The sequence below is a fragment of the Stenotrophomonas sp. C9D9 genome, assembly GCF_056491205.1.
On record NZ_JBSZIF010000002.1, the window covers coordinates 320105 to 343131 of the forward strand.

Sequence of the window (23027 nt, forward strand, 5' to 3'; positions counted from 1 at the left end):
CATTGGATCAGCCATTGGTCTGCCCTCGCTCATACTCTTCGTTGAGCCGCTTGCACTGCAGCTCAGCCTTGTCCCAGCCGTTCGCCTTCAGAATGTCCCAGCGGGTCACCGTGCGGCGTTCGTGGGTGTCGTTGACGTAGGCGTACCGACTGCCGGATGCCTTCAGCACCACGTATCGGGGTGGATCCTGCTCGCTGTCGGCGCTCATTTGCCCACCGCCTGGCTATCTGCCTTCCGTGACTCGGTGTTATGGAACGGACCATGGATCTCTGTTGCTGCTTGGCAGTACGCAGCGTGGGCTTCGTTCTTGTCGTGGAAGTAGCCTAGGTGGATGGTGCGTTTGCCCTTCATGATCTTTGCCCTCCAACGGCCCATCTGGATCGACCAATCAACACCTCGCAGACCGGAGCGGCCCGGGCGAGACTTGGCACTGCACTGGTTCTCGCTGTTGTTCGCCAGTCTTAGGTTCACCGGCCGGTTGTCAGTCTTGATCCCGTTGATGTGGTCGATCTGCATTCCATCTGGCGGCCAGTAGCCTGTGTGCAGTGCCCACGCCACCCGATGGGCGGCCAGCTTCACTTGGTCTACCTCCAGGCGTACGTACCGGTTGCGGTCCTGTCCTCCAGCCACATCGCCAGCCTTAGCTCCATTTGGCCTTCCAACCAACCAGTGCAGCAGTCCAGTATCTGCATCCAGCCTCAGGAGCTCCCGCAGTCGCGCCATCGGAACCTTGTTCATTCCGTACCTCCTGGCGGTGCGGCGTAGACCTTTGCCCCGACTGGCAACGATTCGCTGGGATACAGATGAACAACGAATCCGCCCTCGTCTTCCTCAATCGTGCCAATAGCTGCTACCGGCTCCCCCACCGGCTCCCCCACCGGCTGGCGGGCGGCGATAGCCTCACCGCGCTGGTGCAGCATCATGCAGAAGTTGGCCACGTCGCGCGGGTCGCCCTTGTCCACGTGGTCGCGGAGCATGCGGCTCAGGTCATCGGCGGTGCACTGCGCGGGGTCTTCCCAGCCGCCACGGCCCTTGGCGCGCGCGTCGGCCATCTTGGCCTTCATGGCGGTGGCGAAGGCATCTACGGCCAGGTCGTCGGGATGCTGATCTGCCACCGGCTGGCGGGCGGCGAGTGCGCATTGCGGGCAGGCTTCGATGTTCCCGATACTGCTGCCGCTTTCGTCAATATCCACGTCAACGTCGACATAGCCTCGGCCCTTGCATTTGCCGCAGTGAACGGCTTCCCCCTGACCACCCGGGGAGGGCTGGGCGGAGAGGGCGTGCCACACCTTCATCGGTGCTGCGGCATGGCAATGCGCGCATCGCACCACATTGGCCCAGCTTGCATCGATGTACTCGCACGGCCACTGGTCCAAGTCGGAATGCCCGCAGAAGGGGCACGGCCGCAGCCCATCCCCCAGCCTCACCCTCCCACCGGGCTGCACGTCCGCCAGGGTCTTGTTGTCGGTGGTCATGCGGATGCTCCCATTGCGGCGTCATCTTGTTTCATAGCAAGGTCAATGGCGTCGTTGATCGTTTCGGGATGGCCGTTTTCGGATCGCCACCACGCATTGAATAGATCAGAAATAGACAGTTGGCCGAAATTTGGATCGGTTAGCCACCGATAACGCTCGGCATCCTTCCGATACTCCTCCACCTCAGCACGCAGGCGGACTACCTCTGCCTCGTGGTCGGAGTGGAGGACGTAGCTGCCTTCTGCATCCTCGGTGGGGCCACCCGCCAGATAGTCGTAATCCCAACGCTTGATCACGCTCATACCCGCTTCTCCTTCTGCTTCGTGCGTCCTGCGTGGCCACCCTCGACCACCTGGCGGCGGCTGATGGTGGATCGGTCGATGGGGCTGTTGCCGAGGATCTGGACCTTGCCGCCAGAGCGCAGGAACTGCGCCACGTCGTCGGCGATCTCGGCCCGCTGGCGGTCCTTCTCGGCCTGTGTGGCCAGGTCGAAGGTCGGCTGTACGTGGATGCTGGTCATGCGGTCTTCTCCAAGGTTTCTAGTAGCGAGTCCGCGACGCGGACAGACTCCTCACCGATCCAACCCATCGGTCCATTCCATGCCTTGCCGCTTGCGAGAAGCCCCTGCATCGCCATCGCGGCGAACAGCTCGCGCTTGGTCAGTCCACTCGGTGCATTCATCCGACCTTCGGACGGATAGGCCGGCTTGTTTCGACTCGTCATGCGTGGCTCCGAAGCGGCACGCGGCGCACTGGCCCGTGCCACAGGTTGGTGAGGTTGTTCAGGCGCACCTGCAGCGGGTCGCGGCGCAGGGGGCGCAGCGGGTCGTGCAGCCGGCGCTCGGTGTTCCGGCAGGGCGCGCACGCGGCGGTGGCCTTGCCGTTGATCAGGGGGTAGAACCGCAGCGGCAGCCGGGCCGCGCACTTCGTGCAGGTCTTCATGGCAGGCGAGCCTTCATCAGATTGGCCCAGGTGAGCGGATAGGGACCGCGCTTGATCCGGTCGTAGGCCGTGCTGCGCGAAACGTCCAGAATCTCGGCCACCTGCCTGGTGGTGTAGCGCTTACCCTCGATCACCTGCGCGAACAGCTGGGCGCGGGCGAGGCCGGCACGGCGCAGGCATTTGGCGTGGCTGGGGTAGATCGTCACGTCCATCAGGCGGCCTCCTGGTGTTGATCGCCCGCGCGCAGGCTCTGCTCAAACCCGACCACCATCTGCCGGAACGGTTCCAGGTCGGCCCGCAGCTTGTCGATGAACGCCTCGTCGCGGTCGAAGCGGCGCCACCACAGCTGCTTGCCCACGGCGGCCAGCGCCGGGCAGTACAGGCCGATGTGCCACCACTGCCGGCCGGTGAGCCACATGCAGCCCTGGGCCTGCTCGAACACCTCGCTGGCGTCGTCGTCGATGTGGAAGGCACGCAGCTTCTGCGGGTCGAGGAAGCACTTGTACTCACTGCCGCCGGCATCGCCAATGAAGCCATCCGCCGAGCAGCCATAGTTCCCGCAATCGCTCAGCACGAACCCGGCCCGGCGCACCAGCAGGCCGGACAGCACCTCATGCTCGGCGCGCGCGAACGGCTCCATTTCGTGGCCACGGCGCATGGCGTAGGTCTCGAAGCCTTCGTCCAGCGGCTCGCCACTGATGCGCTCGATCGCCAGCCGGAAGGCGTAGTTCTTCGACGCCTCGCTGAAGTCGCCGATGGGCTCGCCGGCGATAGCCTTCTCGATGATGGCCGAGCGCGGCACGGCCTTGTATCCGGCATGCTCCGCTGCTGCCTTCGACGCCACACCCGCCAGCACCGAGTCCACATACAGCTGCTGCTGGTCGGTCAGCTCGCCCACGCGCGAGCGTGCAGTGGCGAACATGCTGGCGGTGATGACCCCGGCCCTGGCGTTGTGCCAGGCGTCGCTTCCCTGGTCGCAGTGAATCAGGCGCATCCTGCAGCCTCCCTGCGTTCGATATCGCTGTCGATACGGTCGATGATGCTGGGGGCGCCTTCAGGCTCCACTAGCTCCGCGTCGGCCTTCTCGGCCTCTGCTTTCAATGCAGCCAGCCCGGTCTGGCCAATCATGGTGCGCTGCTCCTTGGTCAGCTTGCGCCACGCCTCGCCGAGAGCATCAACGCCGGCAGTCGCAATGTCCTGCAGGCTGGCGTACAGCTCGATGCGTTCCTCGGTGTCCTCCGGGGGCGGCATAGCGCCGCGGCTCTGCGCCTGCTGCTCGATTGCCGCAAGCCCTTCGCCGCCATCGGTATTCAGATGGTGGATCGCGGTGTCCAGGCGCTCGGTCTTCGGCCAGTACTTGTAGGCGCGCTTCACGACCGTCTTTTTCGCCATCTCGCCCCAATCGGTCAGCCACGGGCAGGACTTCTGCTTCGAAATCCACGCCTTCCATGCCGACGAGCGGTCACGTATGGCGTTGATCTCCTCCACCGACATTGCGTCGGTCAGGTAGTCGCCGTCGGCGGTCTTCACCACCACGTAGACGCCAACGACCTCGCCACGGTCCTTCGCAAACGGGTTGCGGATGTGGGTCGGCTGCTGATCAATGCCGTTGAGGCCGAAGGTGTCTTTCTCGTAGACCAGTTCGGCCTGGCCCCAGCGGATCGACCCGGAGTCGATCGCCAGATCCATCAGGCCCATGTAGCTGATGTCGAGACAGATTTTTCCGTCGCGCGGGACCAGGTATGCCTGCTTCTTCGCCGGGTTTAGGCTGATGCCGATGGCCGCGATGTTGACCACGGCAGCGATGACCGACGATCGGTTCTGCATCGCGATCTTCATCGCGTAGTCGTTGCCGTACAGCGTCTGCAGGGCGAACTCGGCCTCGCGGTCGAAATTGATGGACCGATCAGACAGCACCGAGGCAAAGGAATCCTTGGTGCCGTAGACCGAATCCTCGATGGTGACGATCTGGTTCATGGCTGCTCTGCTGGTAGGTGGAATAGGTGCCCGGCTCTCGGAGCCGCCGCCGGGCGGGCGGGTGCGTCCTTGCGGGGTCAGTTGGCGCTGGAGATGCGGAAGGCTTCTTCCAGCACCAGGAACAGGCGACGGGTCTCGGCGCTCTGCAGCGCGAAGCGGGCATCGAACTCGGCGCGGCGGCCGTCCTCGTCAGCGTGTTCCAGCTTGTCCAGTGCGCCGTCGAGGAAGCGGAGCTTTCGGACGATCAGGTCTTCGCCAAGTACGAAGGACAGGCTGTCCTCGAACACCAGCGCCAGCTTGGTCACCTGCTTGCCCGCGTCCAGGTGCTTGTCGATCTCATCGCTTTTCAGCTCCTGATAGCTGCACTTCACGACAGCTCCGCCCTGCACCGGGTCGCGCAATTCCGCTTCCTCGCCCAGCGACAGGCCGACTGGCATTGGCTCTCCAGCGATCCAGCCGGTCAGGACTGAGCGCGGAGCGACTTCGGCGTTCAGCGGTATCGCCGGGAAGCTACCGAGCAGCCCGCGGATGTCGGACATGAAGTACTCTCCGGTCTTGCGGCTGGAGGTATCGACCGCGACGTAGCCGTGCTGCAAATCGATGAAGGCATCGTTGCGCGAGGACTTCACGAAGGCGCGCGGCAGCAGCTCATGCAGCAGGTCGTCCTTCATGCGCTTGCGCTCGCGGCCGCCTGGCCTGCGGCCCTCGGTTTCCTCGATGTGCGCCAGCTTCTTTTCGAGTTCACCGTTCACCACCGCCGCCGGCAGGATCTTGTCCTCGCCGCCCACGGTCAGCCACAGGAAGTCGCCGCAACGGTGGGAGAGCAGTTCCTTCTCCTCGCGGCCGAATGGCGAGATGAAGCCGCGCGAGTTCATTTCCAGTGCGCCGACCGGCTTCAGCAGTGCGTGCGGCAGCAAGGTGTCGACTTCGGAAAAGTCGGTGGTGGTCGGGAAGCGGAAGAACGTCAGGTTGCGGAAGAACATGTCATCTCCTCAGGAATGGATGCCGGCGTCGTGGAATCCCGGCCGGCGCGGGGCCCGTGAGGGCGGGGGAATTCAGCCGCGCACGCTGCTGGTTGCAGCCCAGCGGGCTTTCGCAGCGTCACGGTCGGTGTGGGCCTGGTGGATCTCGGCGATGCGCAGCGGCACGACGACGGCGGCGAACAGCGCGACGGCGGTCCAGGCGATGCGGTAGCGGTTACTCATCGTCGTTTTCCTCCACGCACAGGCCGTCCACGGCCTCGCGGTTGTGATCGGTGTCGGCCGCCTCGTAGGTCGCGGCGAAAATGTCCGGCTTGCAGGGGTAGTGCTCACCCTTCACGCCAGTGATGACCCAATCTCCGATCTGCACATCCATCCGGCCTTCCAACGTCTGGATGAAGTGGCAATGGCAGCTTGAATAGTTGGAAAGCGGAAACTCGTTCGCGTACTCGGGGAAGTGCCCGCCAGCTGCCAAGCTTCGGCGTGCCATGTGCACGCCTTCGGGAAGCGGCGAGTGGCCCTCAGCCATCGCTTTCGTGAACTGTGTTGCATCGATCACTACAGGCTTCTTGCGGAACTTGCCCACGGCATTTCCTCGGTGGCTGCCGGTTGCTTCCGGCTGGTTGGTGTCGGTGGGTTCGCAGGCGGCCAGAGCGGCGCGCAGGCGGTCGTCGGCGGCCAGCTGGTCGGAAAGGTCGCGGGCAGTCAGGGAGGCGTGGGCGGCGGCGAAGACGGCCGAAACGCGAACGTGCACCTGCTCCACCTCTTTGATCGCTTCCTCCGCCTTGGATCGCAGGTGCTCAGGAAGGATCGGGAGCGCGTTTCGGCTGCTGGCGATCTGCTCGGCCAGAACCGCCAGAACATCGACGGCCCGGCTCACGACAGCACCGCCTGCACCATGACGGCGAACGCGACGCCCATGCAGAAGGCCAGCAGGTAGCCCGCAGCCAGCTTCAGCGCCTGGAAGTGCAGGGCTCGGTCGGCGGCGGTCATGCGGCCACCTGCTGCAGTGCGCGGGCCGTGTCGTTGGCGCACATCTGCGCCCGGGCCAGCATGTCGACCGCAGCCAGACCGCTGCAGGGGCGCATGGCGCGCATGCGGTACAGGCGGTATGCGTGGAGGCGGTCAGCCGCCCGGCGCTCGCTCATGGCCCAGCTGAAGCGGCCCTTGCGGTACTTCGCCACCAGCAGCAGCGGGTCGATCAGGCCATCGGCGATTTCGCCTTCGCCGCCGCAGCGGCCGCAGGCCAAGCCGTACTCGCACTGCGGATCGCCGATGGCGCTGTCGTTGCGGTAGAGCTCGCCAGTTCCATCGCAGGCCGGGCAGGCGATGAAGCCATTGGCCGGGTGCAGCGGCAGGCCGCGCTCTTCCCGGGTCAGCTCGCTGGAACGCTTGTGGTCGCGCACCGACGCATAGCCGGTCCGGGTGGTCGAGCGGGGCAGTCCAAATGCGATGGCGGCCATCTTTCGTCTCCAAGCCGCTCCCGGGAGTGGGTGTGTCGCGGCGTTGGAGTAAGTAAAGCGTCGCTTTAGTTCAAAGTCAAGCGTCGCTTTAGAAAAAGTTGAGTTTTTTTTGCCGCCTTTGGCCGGGCGCAAAAAAAGCCCGCTCAGGGCGGGCTCTTGTCGGTGCGGCGGAGGCCCTAGGGGCGTGGGTTCGACTGGTAGGAGATAGGCGGCGAGGACAAGCTGGTTGGCCAGCGGGTACTGATAGTCCCTGTAGGCCTTAGATCCAGCGTCCATCGTCGCCTTGTACCCGTCGCGGCCTGCGCGCTGGCGAATCGCCTCCATCTGGGCATCCCAGGTGAAGGCGGAGGCGACAGAGCGGGCCTCTTCATCGGGCAGCCCCAACTGCATCCAGATTGATTGCAGTCGCTGGACTGCCTTCGACCTGCAGCTCTGCAGCATCGGCCTGTTGCCGAGCGCGTATTGCGTCCTGGCGCGCACCCTCCAGGAGGATGCGTCGCTCGTATTTGCGGTCGTAGGCCTCTTGGCTGCTCCCGAAGATTGCCTGCCCAATAGCGGCGCCAGCCCGTCTATACCCATCCTGCGCCCAGGCTACTGACGGCGCAGCCAACGCCAGCAGGATCAGTCCTCCCAGCTTCCGATCCATCGCACTCTTCCTATGATGGTTATGGGGTGGCGCGGGTCTTCCATCTTCCGCGGCTTGCGCCAGTTGTGATCGCCCTTTTCGTTCAGGGCATCGAAATAGATGTCATCGCCAAATGTCCGGCAGCGCTTCACGCTGTACTCGCTGCCTGCGATACCCGCAGCCATGATGACGAACAGCTTGTCGTCGGCTGGGCGCGTGTCGCTGGTATCGAAAAGGATCGCGTCCCCTGACTGGATGCGGGGGAGCATTGAGTCGCCCTTGCCGTAGAAGACGGCAAGCCGCGTGGGGATTAGGCGCTTGCGAGCCAAGGACGACGCGCGAAACTTCAGGCGATGGGTCTCGGCGTACTCGATCGCCTCCATGCCATCGCCAAGGCCGGCAGCCTGGCTGTAGCCGAGGATGTCTACCGTGTCGTCGTCATTCGCAGCCTGTGCGACGTCGGCCCCCGATTCTTCATCTGTCACAGACGAGTCCAGGAAGTAGTCCACGCGGCGGCCGGTGAGACGGGCCAGGGCCGGTAGGTTCGACTTCTCGATCTTCCCCGTCTTGACCCAGCCAGTAACCGCCTGCGCGCTAATTCCAAGTTCGCGCGCAACGGCGGCCTGTGTGCCTCGGCCGGCGTTGTCGAACGCGTAGCGCACGCGCCGCGCCATTTCATCGTTATCAAGCATGGGTTGATGGTAGCGGCGGGCTACGGGCGGCCGTAATAAGGCAGCGCTTGACTTAGTACTAAAGCGGTGCTTTAGTTTACGCATGAGCGCAATCCAGACAGCCATCGACCGATACGCGATGCCTCAGGCCGCCGTAGCGCGCCACCTGCAGGTTACCCCTCAGGCAGTCCACCAGTGGGTTAAGGGCGTTCGCCCAGTTCCCCCTCGCTTGGCTCTCGTGATTGAGGCCGACACCGGGGTAACCCGCCACGAGCTTCGTCCTGACGTCTTCGGGGAAACCGCTCCGAAGGTTGGGCGCCGCCGGCGCGCAGCCGCCTGACATGACCACCTCACCGACCCCGGGCAGGGAAGGGCACCACGGTGCCGCTGCCGGGAGCGGGCGGGTTCTCCCGCTCCACCTGGGTGATTCGCACCCAATCCCCGTAGCGCCTCAGCACGAACAGCCGGCCGGCAACCGGCACCAGTTCAACGACACCGCTCGACCGCGTCACCTCTGAATTCACTTGGCTCAATCCGTTGTGGGTTGGGCCTTTATTCCGCCGAGAGGGCTTGGCAACGATAGGCAACGCATGGCAACCCCTGGCAACCAAAAGGCTCTACCCCTCGCATTCGGCGTACACCACGCCCCGAAGGATGCGCCCTCCCAGATCGTCCGGCAGATCGAATCGGCGGCGCACGCGCTGGCCGTGATGATCCGCGCTGGCCACCACAAGCTCGAATACGTGGCGGCCTGCATCGGCAAGTCGAAATCCTACGTGTCGCGGATGCAGAACGGCGTCCGCCCGATCCCCGAGAAGCTGGTCGGCCCGCTGTGCGCCGCAACCGGCTCCGATCTCCTTCGCCAGTTCCTCAACCTGCAGGCCGCTCTGGACGGCGTCTGCGAGGTCGAGCGCCTGGCCGACCTGATGAGGTCCGCCAATGAAGAACCGCGAGCTGCTGCAGCATCTGGACGAGTGCATCCGGGTCATCGAGTCCAGCCCGCCTATGACGCGCGAGGAGATCGTCGCGCACCTGTCCCGATGCGCGGCCGAGCAGGCCAGGGCGGAAGCCCGGCGCACGGCTACGCCGCAGCCTGACTTGTTGGGAGCGGCGTAATGCGCGACTACGGAAAGATCCACACCGGGTTCTGGGCCAGCGAGACGATGCTGGGGCTGGAGTCCGATGCTCGCCTACTGGCGATCTACCTGATGACGAGCCAGCACACGACAATGCTGGGTGCATTCCGGCTGCCCGATGCCTACGCCTGTGAGGATCTCGGCTGGGATTCGGAACGGTTCCAGAACGGTTTGGAAACCCTTTCTGACGCTGGGTTTGTGAAGTACGACCGCGCGACCAAGGTCGTCTGGATCGTCAAGTTCGTGAAGTGGAACCGCCCGGACAACCCGAACCAGCAGAAGTCGATCGCCAAGCTTGCCCAGGCGCTGCCTGACTCGCTCGCTTTCAAGGATGAAATCCTCGCATCGATCGGAGTTTCCGAAACGGTTTCCAAACCGTTAGGAAACTCTCCTGTTCCTGCTCCTGTTCCTGTTTCTACTCCGGAGGGGATGCAAGGGGAGGTTCTGGCGATCCCGCTGGCCGACGGTTCCGAGTACGCCGTGACCGATGCCGAGCTGGCCGAGTTCCGCGCCGCCTATCCCCGGATCGACGTGGTGGGCGAGATCCGCAAGGCCAGGGCGTGGGCGATGGCCAACCCGCAGAACCGCAAGACGCGACGGGGGACCCCGAAGTTCATCAACGGCTGGCTGGGCCGCGCTACTGAGCGAGCGCCGGCGCAGGTCGTGCAGATCCCGCTGCAGGTCGCTGCTGGCGGCGGGAGGACGCCGCTGTGAGCAACGTGACCCCATCCTTCGCCGAGGAGGCCGTGATCGGCGGCCTGCTGCAGGACAACCAGCGCTTCCACGACGTGGCACCGCTGATCGGCGCGGACCACTTCACCAGCCCGCAGCGCGCTCGGGTGTTCGGCCTGATCCGCGACCGCGTGCTGGCCGGCGAACCCGCCGATGCCGTTACCGTCGGCGAGGCATCGCCGGACGATTTCGACTACGTGGTCCAACTGGCCGCGAACGTTCCTGGCTCGTCTGCGGTGGTCGCCTACGCCGACCTGGTGCGCGAGAACTGGCGGCGCCGTGAGGCCGTGGCTGTTGGCCTGCAGCTCGTATCGGCGGCGCGTGCCGGCGAGGAGGACGCGGTCGACGTGGCCGCTGGCCGGCTGCTGGCGCTAAACGCGGTTGTGACCGCCTGCGAGTACACCGGCAAGCAGGCGCTGCAGCAGGCGTGGCGCGAGGTCGAGCGCAACCATGCATCGGGTGGTGCGCTGCCGGGCATCCCCACTGGTCTGAGCGCGCTGGATGACATTCTTGGCGGCTGGCACGACAGCGACCTGACGATCATCGGCGGCAGGCCGGCCATGGGCAAGACGGCGTTCCTGGGCGGCCTGATCGAGGCTGCGGCGGATGCCGGCAAGCGCCCTGGCGTCATCAGCGCCGAGCAGCCGGCCGTGCAGCTGGCCCTGCGCCGCCTGTCGCTGGTGTCGTCCGTTGCTGCCTCTCGCCTGCGCAGTGGGCAGCTGGAGGACGAGGATTGGGGCCGGCTGCAGTCGAGCATGGGACGGGCCATCGCACGCGACATGTGGATCTACGACCGCTCGGCCGTCACGCTGGACGAGCTCGTAGGCATCGCCCGGAAGTGGAAGCACACCCACGGCATCGGCTGCCTGTTCATCGACTATGCGCAGCGCATCACTGTGCCGCGTGCCGACCGCATCACCGAAGTGTCGCAGGTGGCGCGCGGAATGAAGAACCTCGCCCGAGATCTGCAGATCCCGGTCATCTCACTGGCCCAGGTGGTGAAGGGCGTCGACCAGCGGGTGGGCGACAAGCGGCCCACGGCCGGCGACCTGGCCAACAGCGACGAACTGACCCGCGAGGCCGACCAGATCCTGATGCTGTACCGGGACGAGGTCTACAACCGCGAAACGCAGGACCGGGGCATCGCCGAGATCCTGATCGAGAAGAACCGCCACGGGCCGACCGGCTTCAAGAAGGTCGCCTTCCTTAGCGAAACCATGCGCTTCGCCGACCTAGGGAGGGAGTTCTGATGGTCCCGGCATACGAACTTGAACGCGCCCGCCAGACCGGCCGGTGGATGCGCGACGCACACAAGGACCGGAATTCGGTCCCGCTCTACGCCATGGGCGAGGACGGGCTGGCGCTGCGTCGGGCTTGGCTGGCCGGCTACGACGACCGAGACGAGCAGATCAGGAGGAAGCGGGGATGAGCGAGATCGAATTGAAGGCGTGCCCGTTCTGTGGCGCAAAGCCGGTGATGCGCGAGCGCAGCGGTGATGAGCGGAATGGGTACAACACCAGCCTCACGGTTGAGTGCAGGTGCGGCGTATCCATCGACACTGAAACGAAGAATAGCGGCGGCTTGCCGACCGAGACAGTCGCCGCAGCGAAGCGCCGGCTGCGGACCGCCTGGAACACCCGCGCCCCGCAATGGCAGCCGATTGAGTCAGCGCCTAAGGACGGAACGAGGTTGATGCTGTGGGACTCGCGAGCAGGTGGGTATGCCGTGACCGGCGCGTGGGTGGCCGGCAGCGCCGATGACCACGAGACGATCACGCACTGGCAGCCGCTTCCCGCTGGACCTGAGGTGGCGGCATGAAGCGCACCTTCCTCATCGACCCGCAGGGCAACCGGAACTGGCCGCAAGTGCTGTCCAACGTTGTGGGCGGCATCAACGACTGGATCAAGGGCGGCCCGGTGCAGATCACCCTGGATGAGCCGAAGCGGACGCTGGCCGAGAACGCGCTGTTGCACGTGCTGATCAGCGAGCTGGCCGGAAAGCTGGAATGGGCCGGAAAGAAACGCGACGTGGAGACCTGGAAGCGTCTGCTGGTCGCTGCATGGATGCGCGCCGAGGGCAAGCCGGTGGAGATCCTACCTGCACTCGACGGCAACGGCGTGGAGCTGATCCCGGTCCGCACCAGCAAGCTGGGAAAGCGCGCCTGCGCTGACCTCATCGAATTCATCTATGCCTGGGGCTCCGAGCACGGCGTGCGGTGGGATGCCTACGAGAGGAGCGTTGCATGAGATCAATGAACTTCGGGTTGCCTCAGACCGTCCGCTACGACTTTAACGATCGCCTGATAGGCGGCTTCTCCGATAACGAGATATTTAGCGCAGGCGTCTGTCAAGTACGCGCGCTCTCGCTCCCCAAAATTCTCGTCATTGCGGCAAGCGTGAAGGTAGTTGTGAATCGAGTGAGCACCGTCGATGGCGGCGAGGACCTTTTGCGTGGCATCCAAGAGATCCAGCGCGTCCCTTGCGCGAAGTCTGAGATCAAGGCTCGGCTCGGCTTCGGCAAACGCCGCAGCTGGGCTCATGTCGAAGCCGTGTTCAGGAAACGCGATCAGGAGCGAGTTGAAGCTAGTGACTTCCACACGGATAGCAATGGCGGTCGCCAACGCCCTAGTTTTGGAGTTCTGAAGGCGTTCTGCTTGCAGCAGCTGCTCAGCCTGCGCAACCTTCTTCTCGGCTCGTCTGCTTGTGACCTTTTGGCGCCACATGGCGAACGCAAAAGTTGCCACTGTCAGCCACGCCTGAGTCCAGGTTGCCCATTCGCTCTGCGTGATGCAGAAGGAACGCGCAAACCAGCTGCAGTAGTTAATCGGATCGGCCACGTCACATCCCCTGTGAATTGTCGCGAGATTGTATGCGGAGGGCTGGCCTGATGCACGGTAACTACCGCGATCGCGCCCTCCTGGACCTCGCCTACCAGCTCAACTGCACCCTGCAGATCGACGGGGTGTGCGAGGGCGGCCCGGGCGAGCCATGCCACAGCAACCAGTCCCGCCACGGGAAGGGCGGGAGCATCAAGGCGCACGACTGCTTCTTTGCCAGCGGCTGCCGGAGCTGCCACCGCGAGCTCGACCAGGGCAAGCGCTTCACCCGCGAGGAGAAGGCCGAGATCTGGCAGCGGGCCCACGACCTGACCATGTTGCAGTTGTGGCAGCAGGGCTACCTGCGGGTGCGCGCATGACCCGCTTCGCCCGTGGTCGCATGCCGGCCGGCCAGATGAACAAGACCGAGCAGGCCTACGCCCAGCACCTGGAGCGCCTGCGGACAACCGGCGACGTGGAGTGGTACCGGTTTGAGGGCGTGAAGCTGCGCCTGGCCGACAACACGTTCTACACCCCGGACTTCGCCGTCATGAGCGGTGACGGTGTCATGGAGATGCACGAGGTCAAAGGGTTCTGGACCGACGACGCTCGCGTGAAGATCAAGGTGGCCGCAGGCCAGTACCCGTTCCGATTCATCGCATTCAAGGCCGTAGCGAAGAACCGCGGCGGTGGCTGGCTCAGGGAGGAGTTTTGAGCATCCCCACCTTCAGCCAATACACGACGCCGGAACTGGAGATCGTCGCCCGGCTGGACCATGCCCTGGCCGACGAAATCTTCAGCCTCCACCGGCAGGGCTACGACGTGCGCGAGGTGCTGCACGAGGCCCGCGCGTTCAAGACCGAAGCGCAGTTGATGCGCCGCGAGATCAACCGCAGGAACGCACGCCCATGAGCCAGGTATCCCAACCCCGCACCGGAGGTCGAAACATGGCCGCATCCGTTGAAGCTCCGCGCCGCACCGGTACAACTGAGGGTGTTCCGTTCCGGCAGGTCTGGAAGCCGCGCGTGGTCTGCGTGGTCGACCCGACCAACCCGGCAGATGCCCTCAACGCCATCCTTCCACGAATCGCAGAGAACCAGCGCGGATGCACGGTAGCCAGCTTCCTACTGATCAACCCGGAGACCTCGCAGGCGTTCGTCCTGGCCGAGGACAAGCCGGTGGCCGTGGAGATGGCCCGCAAGGGCGAGAAGTCTCCGTACTGGCCGTGGTTGGTGGGCAAGTACAGCTTCCCCGTGTGACCGCCGAGGCAGCAGCGAACGTGCTGGAGGACATGCTGGAGCATCTGGGCATCGCCACGCCGGCGCCACGGAAGCGGCCCATGCCCGTGCAGCTCGACTTGTTCGGCACACCGGAGCTGGCCGCGTGACCGCGTACATGCGGCCCTCTACCGAGGCAGGTATCGGTAGCCCCAGCTGGCAGGTGGGTAACAGCCAGCGCCGAGGGAGCGGGTTGCCGCGTTGCGGCGGCGGAACCGGTTGCCACGCCGGTGCCGTGTCACTCATCGCCCGTGGGACCGAGGAGGCCCTGCCGTGAGCCTGGACCCGATCACGCAGGGCCTGCAGCACCTGGCCGGCCAGTTCAGCCTTACCCGGCAGGAGTGGCGCGACCACCACCGCGGCGGCGACTGGCTGCTGGACGCGCTGGTGAGCCACGGATACGCGCAGGAGCAGGGCGAGCGCTTCGGCATCACCCAGCAGGGGCAGGTGCGGTTGCAGGCGGAGGTCGATCATGGCTGATTGGCTATCCAGCACCGAGAAGGGAAAGCTGGTCAAGGAAGTGAGCGATTGTGTGCTCGCCGGCGGCGACGTCGAGGGGATCATCCGAGTCTGGTGCGATGGGTACGGCCCCCGTGATCAGCAAATCAGGGATGGCGCCCGTTACGCCGCCAAGGTAGTAGCGGAGCAGCTCGAGAAGGAGAAGGCCGAGAAGGCTGCCCGAGACGCCTTGCTGGCTGACGACATCGCCATGGTGGAAGATCTGATCCAGCGCCTGCCCAAGGTGTTGGAGCGGCTCAGGGCCGCAGAGGCGGCGAGATGATCTGCAGCCCCATCGACTGGATCGCCGATCAGATTCGGGCCTATGAGGCGGCCCACGGCTGTAAGCCTGGCTACATTCTCATCACGCCGAGTCAACTGGAGATGCTGCACTCAGCTATGGCCTCGCGCCCGCAAGGAGTGCGAAAGAGCCTGCAACAGTGGAGAGTCCTTGCCAGCAAGGGGCGCCTGAAGGTGCTGAGTTTGCTGGTCCGAGTCGTGGAGCCGTGCGATGGCCGGTAAGCAGCCCAAGGCCAGCACGGCCAAGAAGCCGGGCAAGTCGGCTGGTGGGCGGCCAAGTACCTACACGCCCATCCTCGGTGAGCGGGTGTGTGAGCTGATCGCCCAAGGCAAGAGCAAGCGGCAGATCTCCGAAATGGAGGGGATGCCCAACCGCAGCACGATCGATGCGTGGCTGCTGCGCAACGAGACGTTTCACGGCCAATACGCGCGCGCGTGCGAGATCCGTGGCGAGGCTTTCGCCGAGGAACTGATCGATATCGCCGATGACGCGACTCTCGACCCTCAGGACAAGCGCGTCCGGATTGACGCCCGCAAGTGGGTCGCATCCAAGCTGCTGCCCCGCCTGTACGGTGATTCGGTGACCGTGAAGGGCGACAAGGACAACCCGCTGCACATACAGCACCGGTTCGACCTGACCGATGCGCAGCTGCTGGCGATTGCCGCTGGTGCCGACGCGCAAGATGGCTGAGAACGCCCCGCGCATCACCAGGGAGGCCGCCGCGGCCGAATTGCTGCGCCGCCGCCGGTCCCGCGAGTCCCTGAAGGCCTTTGCGCTGTCGATCCCAATCCCCGGCGCACCTGTGGACGACGACCCCAGCAGTTGGGTGTGTGCGCCTGCAGAGCGCCTGCCGATGGCCCATCACCACGAGTTGCTGCTGGACAAGGTGGAGGAATGCCTGCGCAAGCCCATGGGCCGGCTCATGGTGTTCATGCCGCCGGGCTCGGCTAAGTCCACCTACGCCGGCGTCGTCGCACCGCCGTGGGCGATGGGCAAGTGGCCCGGCTTCAAGGTGATCAGCACCAGCTACGCGGCCAAGCCGGCCTATCGATCGTCCAAGCGCTGCCGCGCAATCTGCGCCAGCCCCGAGTACGCCTCGATCTGGGAGCGGCCAACCATGCTGCGCGATGGCAGCGCCGCGGTTGACGAGTGGGAACTGACAAACGACTCGGGCCTGCTGGCCGCCGGTATCCTGGGCGGCGTGACGTCGGCTCGTGCCGATGCCCTGATCATCGATGACCCGGTGGCCGGCCGTGCCGAGGCCGACAGCCCAACCATCCAAGCCAGCACCCGCGCAGCCTACGATGACGACCTGCTGACCCGATTGAAGCCAGGCGCTTCCATCATCCTGATTCAGACCCGCTGGCACCCCGAAGACCTGGCCGGCTCGATCCTTCCCGAGGACTGGGACGGCGAGTCCGGCCCGATCCAATGCCGCGATGGCCAGGTGTGGGAAGGCTGTGCATCCCGGCGCAGGCAGACCGCGCCGACGACCCGCTGGGCCGCAAGATCGGCGAATACCTGTGGCCGGAGTGGTTCTCGCCTGAACACTGGGCGCAGTACAAGGCCAAGGCCCGCACTTGGGCCAGCTTGTACCAGGGCCGGCCCAAGGCGGAATCGGGCAACCAGTTCAACATGAGCGACTTCGATGACCTCTGGTATGACCCGGAGGAGCTGCCGGCGCGGCTGAAGAAGTACGGCGCCAGCGACTTCGCGGTAACCGAGCGGGATCTGGAGAAGAAGTCCGAGCCGGATTACACCGAGCATGGCGTGGCGGGCCTGGACGATGGCAGCTCCCGGCCCGACGGCCTGAACGTGCTGTGGATCGTGGACTGGTGGGCACAGCAGGTCGAGCTGGACAAGAGCGTCGCGGCCCAGCTGTCGCTGATCAAGCAGCACAAGCCGCTGTGGTGGTTCGGCGAGGTCGGTGGCCAGGAGAACGCGGTCAAGCCGGTGAGGCGCCTCCTGCAGAAGGAGGACAACATGTTCGCCAACTACGAGTACCTGCCCCACATCGGTGACAAGGTGGCCAAGGTCCAGGCGTTCCGGGCATTGGTGCAGGAGGGCAGGGTGCGCTTCCGCGCGGGAATGCGCTGGTGAAGCGGCTCGTGGACATGCTGGTCAACTTCCCGCGCGCCCGGTTCGACGATGGCGTGGACGTGTGCGGGTTGCTGGGCCGCGGCATCGCCGACATGGTTCCCGCGTCCAAGCCGGCCGTGGCCAAGCGCAAGCCGCCCAAGCCGTTCACCGATTCCTGGTATGCGGCAAGGGAGCGCGCCGACCGCGACGACGACGAGAAGTCGGCCAGCTACTACACCTGATGGTCCGTTGATGCCTCCGGCAGCTCGGGCACCTTGGGGCCAGTTCGCACACCGGCCCGACCATGGCAGACCAACCCATCGCAGCACTCGAAACCGGGATCGCGGCCGCCGCTGATCCCGATCCGGCGCGCGCCCAGCAGCTGAACCGAATCCAGGCGGACGTGAAGCGCTGGTCGGCCCGGTTCGATGAGGCCCGGAAATACGACGAGGACGCGCGGCTGCAATACGCCAAGGACCGGCGCCAGGCTCGCGGCGATTCCGGGTTCCTGGTTGATGCCAACATCATCGGGACCAACATCGACAACCTGGAAGCGTTCCTCTACGCGCGCGATCCGGACTTCGACGTGTCGCCAGGCCCGGCGCACCGCATGCCGACGTCCGAGCAGCTGCGCGACATCGTGGAGTCGGACGAGCAGCTGATGGCGAGCCTGCAGCAGCAGGCCGAGCAGGACGCCATGGATGTCGGCCGGCAGATCGCCGTGCAGCAGACCGCCATTGGCGTTCCGCCGGAACAGGCATTCCAGCAGGGCCAGCAGGCGCAGGAGAGCTACCTGGCCACCAACCCGGCCGACAAGCTGGTCACCGACGAGGTGTTGAAGCTGCGGAAGCAGTACGCCAAGCGCTCCCGGGAGATGAAGCAATTCGCCGAGACCATGGAAGCGGTCGGCACCCAGATGTGGAAGGACGCGCAGCTGAAGCGCCGCGGCCGGCCGTGGGTGCGTTCGTCGCTGACGATCGGCATCGGGGTGCTGAAGGCATCGTGGCAGGAGCGGCCCGAGATCTCGCCCGAGACCCAGACGGCGATCAACGACCTGCAGCAGAACATCGCCCGGGCCAAGGCGCTGCAGCAGGAGCTGGCCGACGGCACCGCCGGCTATGGCGCGCGCGCATGGGACGCGATCAAGGGTGTAGTCGGCAACGACCAGGAGGCGACAGTCGCCGAACTGGAGCGGCAGCTGTCTACGATCCAGAACGGGGCAGAGCGGGTTGTGGCCCGTGGTTTCGTGATCGACAACGTGGCCGGCGAGAACTTCCAGGTGGCGCCGGGCTTCACGATTTCCAACCACGTCGACGCGCCGTGGAACGCCGAAATCTCGTACATGCGCTATGACGATGCGCTGGCGGAGTTCGGCCCGTATCTGGAGCAGTACGACCCGAAGGGCCAAGCGGCCAACATCATGTGCAAGGCGGCCCGGTACGCACCGCGTAAGCCCTGCATGGGCAAGAACGAGAGCGTCAACGTCACGGCCAACAGTGCCACGGCCGAAGATGCGGACGAGTTCACCACCAACAACGACACGACCACGGCCTGCTATGTGCGCCTGGTCGAGATCTGGGATAGAGAGCAACACCGTCCTGACCATGATCACCGGCGTACCGTTCTGGGTGAAGCCGGCATTCAACCCGCCTGCCACGACCCGGTTCTACCCGTATTTCGTGTTCCCGACCTCCGAAGTGGATGGCCAGCGTCATCCGCAGAGCCTCGTCAGCCGCTCAATCAAACTGACCGACGAGTACAACCGCAGCCTTTCGGCCGAGACTGATCACCGCCGCCGGATTATTCCCAAGACCGCCTTCAACGCTGGCGCCATGACGGAGGATGAGGCCAAGAAGCTGGCAAACGCCAAGATTGGCGAGATGGTCGCCATCAACCCGACCCAGCCTAATCTGGATCTACGCACGATCCTTGTCCCGATTACCTACCCGCAGATGGATGCGGCAGCCTACGACCGCAGCAAGATCGAGGCGGCTCTGGAGCGCATCTGGGGCGTGCAGGAGGCGCTGTCCGGATCGATCAACACGGCCAAGACTGCCACCGAGGCAGACATCCAGCAGCAGGGCTTCCAGGCGCGCAGCAGCAGCCGCCGCGACAGCATGGAGATGCGCCTGTCCGAGCTGGCCGAATACACCTGCCAGATCGCCCGTGTGTACCTGACCGACGAGGACGTGCGCTTCATCGCAGGCCCGACCGCATTCTGGCCTCCGTATCAGGGCCCGGATGACCTCGCCGAGTTCATGCGCATTGAGATCCGCGCAGGCTCCTCCGGCAAGCCGAACACGGCGCTGGAGCGCCAGTCGTGGGCCAACCTTCTTCCGCTGCTGCAGCAGGGCGTGACCCAGATTGGCCAGTTGCGCGGCTCCTCGCCGGACAGCATCGCCGACTCGCTGGAGCAGCTCATGCGCCTGACCGCCGAACGCAGCGGCGAGCGCTTCGACATCGACCAGCTCATCCCCCAGAACGACGGCACGCAGCCGGCTATGCCCGCACAAGCGGTGCCCGGCAGCGCGCCGCCTCCGCAGGGTGGTAACGCCGGCCAGCAGCCGCCCGTTCCGCCCGCACCTCCCGGTGGCTCACCGGCCGCCGATCCCCTTGCAGCAGCCTGATAGGAACTGAGATGCGCTGCCACCCACTGACGCTCGCCATCTGGCGGGTATTCGCAACCTGGAGCAAGTGATGAACGTCGACGCAGACACTCCGGCCACTGCGCCGGACACCACCCCGACCGACCAGCCAGCCGACGTCATGGCAGCGCTGGACGCCGGCATCGCCGCTGCTGATGCTGAAGCTGCGCCTGCCGCTGATGCAGTGCCGGCAGATGCCGCCCCGGTCGCCGATGCGGTCACACCGCCAGCGGACGATCCGAACGCTGCTCCGCCCGCTGACGGCCAGCCTCCGGCCCAGCCGCAGGACGGCGCTCCCCCGGCCGATGGTCATCCGCCCGCTGCCGCTGATGCTGAGCCGCAGCCCGACGCAGATACCGAGGCCGAGATCACCGCACTTGGCCTGAAGGAGAAGTCGGCCGAGCGCTTCCGCGGCATGGCCGCCGAGATCAAGGAGCTGGCCCCGCTGCGTGAGGCCATGAAGGCCGCTGGCATCGAGGACGTGGCCCGCCTGCCGGAGCTGGTCCAGCGCTCGAAGGTCGGCGAGGACATGGTGCAGATGGTCGTGGAGACTGGCGCCAGCCCCGAGCAGTACGGCATGGCGCTCGACTACCTGGGCCTGATCGGCAAGGCGCAGCAGGGCGACATGGTGGCAGCCGAGAAGGCTTACACCACCATGACCGGCGAGCTGGCGGCGCTTGCCAAGCTGCTCGGCAAAGAGGTGCCGGGCGTACACGACCCGCTGGCCAACCACCAGGACCTGCGTGCCGAGGTTGAGGCAGGCGACCTGCCACGCGCCCGTGCCGTCGAGATCGCTGGCCAGCGCGACCGCACCGCCTACACCGGCAGCGTCGAGCGGCAGCGTACCGAGAGCCAACATGCTGCGGAACAGGCCGAGCAGCAGGGGATTCAGTGGCTGAATCAGTTCGACGCCGATATGGCGGCGGCAGATCCCAGCTATGAGGCTAAGCGGCCGGCGCTCAACGAGGCGGTACGCGGAATCCGGCAGAATTACCACCCGAGCCAGTGGGCGCAGCAGACCGCATTGGCCTATGCCCGCATACAGGCACCGGTGGCAGTTGCTGCGCCTCCGGCAGCGCCAGCCCAGCCCGCGACCCCACGCCCCGGCCCGATGCGCCCGAGCGGTCCGCGCCCGGCGATGGACCCGACCAGCTTCGCGACTCCGATGGACGCAATGGAGTACGGCATCCAGCAGGCCAGCCAAGGCTAAGCAGGTCCCTGTGTGACGCCCAGGAGACCCCGCTTAGGCGGGGTTTCTTGTGTCCGTTGACGCATCCGGCAACACGGGCAATCTGGCCCTGCGGCTGACAACCGCGCCACGCAAGCAGTACGCCGGAGTCGCGCCCGGTAGGGCAGTGAGAGGCCTCGCCCCCCTCGAACGTGGATGGAAAGCGACAACCCATTCCCCTTCGAGGACATCATCATGGCCTGGACCACTGCCCAGCTCGCGCAGGGCGCCAATTACACCTTGGAGAGCTACTCCACCAAGGATCCCGTCGACCAGATCAACGTTGCGCACCGCACGCTGGACCTGTTCGTCACCAACAAGCAGGTTTCGTTCTTCGGCAACGGCATCTTCAACGAGAAGCTGTTCATTTCGAACGACAGCAACTACCAGAACTACGAAGGCGCCGACCAGGTCACCTACAACGAACGTGACCCGAACCGCTTCGCCAAGTTCCAGTACTACTCGAACCACGAGGGCTTCTGGTTCGATGAAGACCGCCTGATCCGCAACGGCATCCTGATCGATGACTCGGGCGTCGCAGTGCCGAGCTCGCAGGAGAAGGAGCAGCTGGTTAACCTGCTGCAGTCGAGCTGGACCGCCATGAAGAACGGCCTGCAGGAAGGTCTGGCGCTGGAGACCCTGCAGAACGGCTCGCAGTCGGCCAAGGCCGTCCCGGGTCTGGACCACATCGTCTCGACCACCCCGGGCACCGGCGACATCGTCGGCGGCATCAATGCCAGCACCAGCACCTACTGGCGCAACAACGCCAGCATGGCCATCGCCTCCGGCGGTGTCGTGGCGGCGCTGGACGCAATGTATGACGCCTGCGTGCGCTACGGCGGCGCGATCCCGACCGACATCCGCTGCGGCCAGGCTTTCCTCAATGCCTACAAGGCCGAGGCGAAGATCGAGATCAACCGCCAGATCATCGTCGGCGCGAACGGTGGCACCGGCCTGGACGCATCGGTCACTGCGGTCTTCTACCGCGGCATCGAACTGATCTGGGATCCGACCTTCGAGCTGCTGGACGCCAAGCTCGGCGCGATCACCTATCCCTGGACCAAGCGCTGCTACCTGCTCAACCGCAACTTCATCACCTTCCGCCCGGTGAAGGGCAACTGGATGAAGAAGCGCAAGCCGGAAAAGCTGCCGGACCGCTACGTCACGTACTACGCGCAGACCAACAAGTACGGCCTTACCACCGGCAAGCGCAACGTGCACGCCGTGCTGTCCATCGCCTGATCGGGCTTGGCCTGATCCGAGTGTCCCGGCTTCGGCCGGGCGCTCGCGGGGAATCCCATTCGGCCATAGGAGCCATCCCCATGAAGTCCACCCCGATCACCGACACCGCCTTCAAGACTGGTACCAGCCCGTTCCTGCGCGGCGGCAGCGCCACCTTCTCCAACCTGTCGGCCTCCGCCGCGACCCTGCAGGGTTCGGACACGCAGACCGGCACCTACACCACCTTGGCCACGCTCCCCGCGACGAGCCAGACCGAGGTCCAGAACCTGCCGCAGTGGATCAAGTTGTCCGCCGCCGGCACCGTCTACGCCCTGGCGGGCTGAAAGGAGCCGCACATGAGCAAGTCCACCGTCGTCGTTCCCGTCGTGCTGCTGACCATTCTGCGCAGTACCGAGGTCACCATCACTGAGTCCGTGTTCGAGCACGAGGTGCCGATCCTCGAACTGATCCACGGCGAGGAGAACGTGAAGGTCATCAACGATGACTATCACGCGATCGAACTGCCGGACAACGCCACGCAGGAATACCAGCGCCTGCTGACCAAGTACGGCGACAAGTACCGCCCGGTGATTGACCAGGTATTCCGTAACGGCCCGCGCGATGTCGCAAAGGAAGTCGGCATGGAGCTGGGCAAGGACAGCTTCAAGAAGCAGTCCGAGGCCGTGATCATCAGCCGTCTCCCGGCACGTCCGGGACAGGCCAGCGACGCCGCGCAGGCCGGCACCGCCGATGCCGGCGGTGATCAGCCCGAGCTGACCCATGCCGAGCTGCGCGAAGAGCTGACCCGCCTTGGCATCGATCACAAGGGCAACGCGCCGAAGGCCGAGCTGCAGGCGCTGTACGACGCCGCGCAGGCCGGCACCGGCACCCTGGGCGACTGATCCACAGCACCAAGCGGCAACCCGACGGGCTGGGGAACCCCGGCCCGTCTCCACAAGAGAG

The 23027-nt window shown here is 65.3% G+C and carries 40 protein-coding genes; 24 read left to right on the forward strand and 16 right to left on the reverse strand.

Annotated features, from left to right (window positions below; genetic code table 11):
• Window positions 1-7: 7 nt before the first annotated feature.
• The 15 genes from ACXI0D_RS01635 to ACXI0D_RS01705 all read right to left on the reverse strand — a co-directional run bounded on the left by ACXI0D_RS01635 (window position 8) and on the right by ACXI0D_RS01705 (window position 8153).
• Complete coding sequence (locus ACXI0D_RS01635) at window positions 8-208, reverse strand: hypothetical protein (protein WP_119007690.1); 201 nt, start codon at window positions 206-208, stop codon at window positions 8-10.
• The gene (locus ACXI0D_RS01640; protein ID WP_119007691.1) at window positions 205-738 is read right to left on the reverse strand and encodes an HNH endonuclease; all 534 of its coding nucleotides are present in this window, start codon (window positions 736-738) and stop codon (window positions 205-207) included. Before ACXI0D_RS01640 ends, ACXI0D_RS01635 begins: the two co-directional genes overlap by 4 nt.
• Window positions 735-1475, reverse strand: a complete 741-nt coding sequence (locus tag ACXI0D_RS01645) for a hypothetical protein (RefSeq protein ID WP_479642163.1) — start codon at window positions 1473-1475, stop codon at window positions 735-737. The genes ACXI0D_RS01640 and ACXI0D_RS01645 overlap by 4 nt, the downstream gene beginning before the upstream one ends.
• Window positions 1472-1777, reverse strand: a complete 306-nt coding sequence (locus ACXI0D_RS01650) for a hypothetical protein (protein WP_479642164.1) — start codon at window positions 1775-1777, stop codon at window positions 1472-1474. Before ACXI0D_RS01650 ends, ACXI0D_RS01645 begins: the two co-directional genes overlap by 4 nt.
• The gene (locus ACXI0D_RS01655) at window positions 1774-1995 is read right to left on the reverse strand and encodes a hypothetical protein (RefSeq protein ID WP_479642165.1); all 222 of its coding nucleotides are present in this window, start codon (window positions 1993-1995) and stop codon (window positions 1774-1776) included. Before ACXI0D_RS01655 ends, ACXI0D_RS01650 begins: the two co-directional genes overlap by 4 nt.
• Entirely contained in the window at window positions 1992-2198 is a 207-nt protein-coding gene (locus ACXI0D_RS01660) for a hypothetical protein (protein WP_479642166.1), read from the reverse strand. Before ACXI0D_RS01660 ends, ACXI0D_RS01655 begins: the two co-directional genes overlap by 4 nt.
• Window positions 2195-2416, reverse strand: a complete 222-nt coding sequence (locus tag ACXI0D_RS01665; RefSeq protein ID WP_479642167.1) for a hypothetical protein — start codon at window positions 2414-2416, stop codon at window positions 2195-2197. The genes ACXI0D_RS01660 and ACXI0D_RS01665 overlap by 4 nt, the downstream gene beginning before the upstream one ends.
• Window positions 2413-2628 (reverse strand): helix-turn-helix domain-containing protein, encoded by a 216-nt coding sequence (locus ACXI0D_RS01670; protein WP_087786640.1) that lies wholly within the window; start codon window positions 2626-2628, stop codon window positions 2413-2415. Before ACXI0D_RS01670 ends, ACXI0D_RS01665 begins: the two co-directional genes overlap by 4 nt.
• Window positions 2628-3410, reverse strand: a complete 783-nt coding sequence (locus tag ACXI0D_RS01675; protein ID WP_479642168.1) for a lambda exonuclease family protein — start codon at window positions 3408-3410, stop codon at window positions 2628-2630. The genes ACXI0D_RS01670 and ACXI0D_RS01675 overlap by 1 nt, the downstream gene beginning before the upstream one ends.
• Window positions 3401-4393, reverse strand: a complete 993-nt coding sequence (locus ACXI0D_RS01680) for a recombinase RecT (protein WP_479642169.1) — start codon at window positions 4391-4393, stop codon at window positions 3401-3403. Before ACXI0D_RS01680 ends, ACXI0D_RS01675 begins: the two co-directional genes overlap by 10 nt.
• Window positions 4394-4470: 77 nt before the next feature.
• A complete protein-coding gene (locus ACXI0D_RS01685) occupies window positions 4471-5376 on the reverse strand; it encodes a recombination-associated protein RdgC (protein ID WP_479642170.1) in 906 nt (301 codons plus the stop codon).
• A gap of 72 nt (window positions 5377-5448) precedes the next feature.
• Entirely contained in the window at window positions 5449-5598 is a 150-nt protein-coding gene (locus tag ACXI0D_RS01690) for a hypothetical protein (RefSeq protein WP_479642171.1), read from the reverse strand.
• Window positions 5591-6253 carry a hypothetical protein gene (locus tag ACXI0D_RS01695; RefSeq protein WP_479642172.1) on the reverse strand — a complete coding sequence of 221 codons (663 nt, stop codon included), beginning with the start codon at window positions 6251-6253 and terminating at the stop codon, window positions 5591-5593. Before ACXI0D_RS01695 ends, ACXI0D_RS01690 begins: the two co-directional genes overlap by 8 nt.
• Before the next feature lie 109 nt (window positions 6254-6362).
• Window positions 6363-6836 carry a hypothetical protein gene (locus ACXI0D_RS01700; RefSeq protein ID WP_479642173.1) on the reverse strand — a complete coding sequence of 158 codons (474 nt, stop codon included), beginning with the start codon at window positions 6834-6836 and terminating at the stop codon, window positions 6363-6365.
• Between the two features lie 621 nt (window positions 6837-7457).
• Window positions 7458-8153, reverse strand: a complete 696-nt coding sequence (locus ACXI0D_RS01705) for a LexA family transcriptional regulator (protein ID WP_479642174.1) — start codon at window positions 8151-8153, stop codon at window positions 7458-7460.
• Window positions 8154-8271: 118 nt separating this feature from the next.
• On the opposite strand from ACXI0D_RS01705, the gene ACXI0D_RS01710 reads away from it, so the two are divergent.
• From ACXI0D_RS01710 to ACXI0D_RS01740, 7 genes are all read left to right on the forward strand, one after another.
• Window positions 8272-8472, forward strand: a complete 201-nt coding sequence (locus ACXI0D_RS01710; RefSeq protein ID WP_414608485.1) for a YdaS family helix-turn-helix protein — start codon at window positions 8272-8274, stop codon at window positions 8470-8472.
• Window positions 8473-8722: 250 nt separating this feature from the next.
• Window positions 8723-9229: a hypothetical protein gene (locus tag ACXI0D_RS01715; protein WP_479642175.1), complete on the forward strand. Its 507-nt coding sequence runs from the start codon at window positions 8723-8725 to the stop codon at window positions 9227-9229.
• Window positions 9230-9247: 18 nt separating this feature from the next.
• A complete protein-coding gene (locus ACXI0D_RS01720) occupies window positions 9248-9982 on the forward strand; it encodes a hypothetical protein (protein ID WP_479642176.1) in 735 nt (244 codons plus the stop codon).
• Window positions 9979-11250, forward strand: a complete 1272-nt coding sequence (locus ACXI0D_RS01725) for a replicative DNA helicase (RefSeq protein ID WP_479642177.1) — start codon at window positions 9979-9981, stop codon at window positions 11248-11250. The genes ACXI0D_RS01720 and ACXI0D_RS01725 overlap by 4 nt, the downstream gene beginning before the upstream one ends.
• Window positions 11250-11429, forward strand: coding sequence for a hypothetical protein (locus ACXI0D_RS01730; protein ID WP_479642178.1), 180 nt, complete (start codon window positions 11250-11252; stop codon window positions 11427-11429). The genes ACXI0D_RS01725 and ACXI0D_RS01730 overlap by 1 nt, the downstream gene beginning before the upstream one ends.
• Window positions 11426-11818 (forward strand): Lar family restriction alleviation protein, encoded by a 393-nt coding sequence (locus ACXI0D_RS01735; RefSeq protein WP_479642179.1) that lies wholly within the window; start codon window positions 11426-11428, stop codon window positions 11816-11818. The genes ACXI0D_RS01730 and ACXI0D_RS01735 overlap by 4 nt, the downstream gene beginning before the upstream one ends.
• Window positions 11815-12246, forward strand: a complete 432-nt coding sequence (locus ACXI0D_RS01740; RefSeq protein ID WP_479642180.1) for a recombination protein NinB — start codon at window positions 11815-11817, stop codon at window positions 12244-12246. The genes ACXI0D_RS01735 and ACXI0D_RS01740 overlap by 4 nt, the downstream gene beginning before the upstream one ends.
• 2 nt (window positions 12247-12248) lie before the next feature.
• Here ACXI0D_RS01740 and ACXI0D_RS01745 read toward each other — a convergent pair whose 3' ends face one another.
• Window positions 12249-12836, reverse strand: a complete 588-nt coding sequence (locus ACXI0D_RS01745) for a hypothetical protein (RefSeq protein ID WP_479642181.1) — start codon at window positions 12834-12836, stop codon at window positions 12249-12251.
• Window positions 12837-12886: 50 nt separating this feature from the next.
• On the opposite strand from ACXI0D_RS01745, the gene ACXI0D_RS01750 reads away from it, so the two are divergent.
• From ACXI0D_RS01750 to ACXI0D_RS01830, 17 genes are all read left to right on the forward strand, one after another.
• On the forward strand, window positions 12887-13195 hold the full coding sequence (locus tag ACXI0D_RS01750) for a hypothetical protein (RefSeq protein ID WP_479642182.1): 309 nt from the start codon (window positions 12887-12889) through the stop codon (window positions 13193-13195).
• The gene (locus tag ACXI0D_RS01755) at window positions 13192-13530 is read left to right on the forward strand and encodes a PDDEXK family nuclease (protein WP_111203443.1); all 339 of its coding nucleotides are present in this window, start codon (window positions 13192-13194) and stop codon (window positions 13528-13530) included. Before ACXI0D_RS01750 ends, ACXI0D_RS01755 begins: the two co-directional genes overlap by 4 nt.
• Window positions 13527-13727: a hypothetical protein gene (locus ACXI0D_RS01760; protein ID WP_479642183.1), complete on the forward strand. Its 201-nt coding sequence runs from the start codon at window positions 13527-13529 to the stop codon at window positions 13725-13727. The genes ACXI0D_RS01755 and ACXI0D_RS01760 overlap by 4 nt, the downstream gene beginning before the upstream one ends.
• Before the next feature lie 35 nt (window positions 13728-13762).
• Window positions 13763-14074, forward strand: coding sequence for a hypothetical protein (locus ACXI0D_RS01765; RefSeq protein WP_479642184.1), 312 nt, complete (start codon window positions 13763-13765; stop codon window positions 14072-14074).
• Entirely contained in the window at window positions 14071-14202 is a 132-nt protein-coding gene (locus tag ACXI0D_RS01770) for a hypothetical protein (protein ID WP_479642185.1), read from the forward strand. Before ACXI0D_RS01765 ends, ACXI0D_RS01770 begins: the two co-directional genes overlap by 4 nt.
• Before the next feature lie 163 nt (window positions 14203-14365).
• Window positions 14366-14572 carry a hypothetical protein gene (locus ACXI0D_RS01775; protein WP_479642186.1) on the forward strand — a complete coding sequence of 69 codons (207 nt, stop codon included), beginning with the start codon at window positions 14366-14368 and terminating at the stop codon, window positions 14570-14572.
• Window positions 14565-14873, forward strand: coding sequence for a hypothetical protein (locus ACXI0D_RS01780; RefSeq protein WP_479642187.1), 309 nt, complete (start codon window positions 14565-14567; stop codon window positions 14871-14873). The genes ACXI0D_RS01775 and ACXI0D_RS01780 overlap by 8 nt, the downstream gene beginning before the upstream one ends.
• A gap of 228 nt (window positions 14874-15101) precedes the next feature.
• On the forward strand, window positions 15102-15581 hold the full coding sequence (locus tag ACXI0D_RS01785) for a terminase small subunit-like protein (RefSeq protein WP_479642188.1): 480 nt from the start codon (window positions 15102-15104) through the stop codon (window positions 15579-15581).
• Window positions 15574-16530 (forward strand): hypothetical protein, encoded by a 957-nt coding sequence (locus ACXI0D_RS01790; protein WP_479642189.1) that lies wholly within the window; start codon window positions 15574-15576, stop codon window positions 16528-16530. The genes ACXI0D_RS01785 and ACXI0D_RS01790 overlap by 8 nt, the downstream gene beginning before the upstream one ends.
• Window positions 16527-16991: a hypothetical protein gene (locus ACXI0D_RS01795; protein WP_479642190.1), complete on the forward strand. Its 465-nt coding sequence runs from the start codon at window positions 16527-16529 to the stop codon at window positions 16989-16991. The genes ACXI0D_RS01790 and ACXI0D_RS01795 overlap by 4 nt, the downstream gene beginning before the upstream one ends.
• Window positions 16988-17212, forward strand: coding sequence for a hypothetical protein (locus ACXI0D_RS01800; RefSeq protein WP_479642191.1), 225 nt, complete (start codon window positions 16988-16990; stop codon window positions 17210-17212). The genes ACXI0D_RS01795 and ACXI0D_RS01800 overlap by 4 nt, the downstream gene beginning before the upstream one ends.
• Window positions 17213-17274: 62 nt before the next feature.
• Window positions 17275-18756 (forward strand): hypothetical protein, encoded by a 1482-nt coding sequence (locus ACXI0D_RS01805; RefSeq protein WP_479642192.1) that lies wholly within the window; start codon window positions 17275-17277, stop codon window positions 18754-18756.
• A complete protein-coding gene (locus ACXI0D_RS01810; RefSeq protein WP_479642193.1) occupies window positions 18650-19597 on the forward strand; it encodes a death domain-containing protein in 948 nt (315 codons plus the stop codon). The genes ACXI0D_RS01805 and ACXI0D_RS01810 overlap by 107 nt, the downstream gene beginning before the upstream one ends.
• A 70-nt stretch (window positions 19598-19667) precedes the next feature.
• Window positions 19668-20825 carry a hypothetical protein gene (locus ACXI0D_RS01815; RefSeq protein WP_014036694.1) on the forward strand — a complete coding sequence of 386 codons (1158 nt, stop codon included), beginning with the start codon at window positions 19668-19670 and terminating at the stop codon, window positions 20823-20825.
• Between the two features lie 174 nt (window positions 20826-20999).
• Window positions 21000-22085, forward strand: coding sequence for a phage major capsid protein (locus ACXI0D_RS01820; RefSeq protein ID WP_014036695.1), 1086 nt, complete (start codon window positions 21000-21002; stop codon window positions 22083-22085).
• An 80-nt stretch (window positions 22086-22165) separates the two neighbouring features.
• Window positions 22166-22408, forward strand: coding sequence for a hypothetical protein (locus tag ACXI0D_RS01825; RefSeq protein ID WP_164241943.1), 243 nt, complete (start codon window positions 22166-22168; stop codon window positions 22406-22408).
• A 12-nt stretch (window positions 22409-22420) separates the two neighbouring features.
• A complete protein-coding gene (locus ACXI0D_RS01830; protein ID WP_479642194.1) occupies window positions 22421-22966 on the forward strand; it encodes a hypothetical protein in 546 nt (181 codons plus the stop codon).
• Window positions 22967-23027: the final 61 nt, after the last annotated feature.